This window comes from Sphingosinicella sp., assembly GCF_052387495.1.
Taxonomy (GTDB): Bacteria; Pseudomonadota; Alphaproteobacteria; order Sphingomonadales; family Sphingomonadaceae; genus Allosphingosinicella.
In genome coordinates this window covers 1-1,764 of record NZ_JBQTJC010000219.1, presented here as the reverse complement: position 1 = coordinate 1,764, position 1,764 = coordinate 1, and the positions used below count along the sequence as shown (strand labels likewise).

At 71.8% G+C, this 1,764-nt stretch carries 1 protein-coding gene; it reads right to left on the bottom strand.

Translation table 11 applies throughout. From position 1 onward, the window contains the following. A partial coding sequence (locus ACT4N8_RS12095; RefSeq protein ID WP_444858379.1) for a peptidoglycan D,D-transpeptidase FtsI family protein occupies positions 1–1,651 on the bottom strand: 1,651 nt, incomplete at its 3' end. Positions 1,652–1,764: the final 113 nt, after the last annotated feature.

Below are 1,764 nucleotides of genomic sequence, written 5' to 3'. Positions count from 1 at the left end.
CATCGATGTCGCGGGTTTCGCTCGGAATGACTCCGAGCAGCGGGCCGGCGCGCGCGATCACCCGCGAGACGATCGGCGCGGCGGTATAGGCGGCGGTGGTGACGAAGCTGTTCGCTTCGGTGGGACGGGGGGCATCGACCATGACCAGCACCACATAGCGCGGCTGATCCATGGGAAAGGCCGCCGCGAAGGTCGAAACGTTGACGTTACGGCTGTAGCCGCCCGCGACCGGCTTCTCCGCCGTCCCGGTCTTGCCGCCGACGCGCAGCCCCGCCGCCGCGGCGCGCCGGCCCGTGCCCTGCATCACGTTGAGGCGGAGCAGCTGACGGATCCGATAGCTGGTCTGCTCGGAATAAACGCGGCGGCCCGGCACCGCGCGGCCCGGCTCGACGCGGAGCAGGGTCGCGGGACGGAAGATGCCGCCGTTGACCAGCGCCGCATAGGCGCTGGCGAGGTGGAGCGGGGTGATCGCGAGGCCGTGGCCGAAGCCCGAATTGAGCACCCGGGCCCGGCCCCAGTCGCTCGGCCAGATCGGGCGGGCGCGCTCGTTCAGCTCGATCAGCGGCGGCTCGTCGAAGCCGAGCGCCCGGAACGCCGCCTGCATCCGCTCCGCGCCCATCGCGTCGGCGACATGGGCGGTGGCGATGTTCGAGCTGTGCACCATCAGCTCGGGGATGTTGATCTGGCGACCGAGCGGGTGATCGTCGCTGATCCGGAAGCGGCCGATCGGGATCGGCGCGCTCGCATCCCAGCGCTGCTGCATCGAGGTGACGACGCCCGCCTCCATCGCCGCCGCGACGGTGATCGGCTTGAACACCGAACCGAGCTCGTAGACGCCCATCGTCGCCCGATTGTAGAGCGCGCTGGGATCAGAGCGGCCGGCGGCGTTGGGATTGAAGGTCGGCGCCGAGGCCAAGGCGACGACCTCGCCGGTGCGCACGTCGAGCACGATGCCGGTGCCGCCTTCGGCCTGCATCGCGGCGACGGCGGAGGCGAGCTCGGCCTCGATCGTCGCCTGGACCCGGCTGTCGATGGCGAGCGCGACCGGCTGGCCGCGCGTCGTCGCCTCGGTCAGACGCTCCTCCAGCACCCGCTCCATGCCGGCGACGCCATGGCCTTCCCGGTCGGTCCAGCCGAGGACGTGGCCGGCCATCGCGGTCTGGGGGTAGAGCCGCTCCGGCTCCCGGCTCGGCTCGATCCCCGGCTCGCCGAGCCCGTTCACCGCGGCGACCAACTCGGGCAGCGCGCGGCGGGCGAGATAGACGAAATTGCTCTCGGAACTGAGCAGCCGGTGGAATTCGGCGGCGCTGCGCTCGGGCATCAGCTCGTTGAGGCGCCGCGCCAGCTCGGCCCTGTCGCCGATGATCCGGCGCGGAAAGGCGCCGATCGTCCAGGCGTCGATCGTGCGGGCGAGCGGGATGCCGTTGCGGTCGGTGATATCCGCGCGCGGCGGAATCAGGGGATTGGCGAGCGCCGTCGCGGCGGAGCGGTCGGTGAAGAGCTGAAGCCAGCCGAGCCGCAGCACGACGAGCGCCGTGACTCCGGCGAAGAGCAGCATTACCAGCATCAGCCGGTGGTAGGTGAGGCTCAGCCCCTGCCGCTCGTCGACATGGACAACGCGCCGTTCGATCTGAGCGGCCAGCGTCGCCATCAGTTGCGCGTGCCTCCCCTTCGCTCGGCGCGCGCCTCGCTCCTGAGCTCGCGCAGCGTATCGGCGTCGAGCCAGGCAGTGGCGCGCGCGGCCGGGGCGGTGCGGGGCGTGGC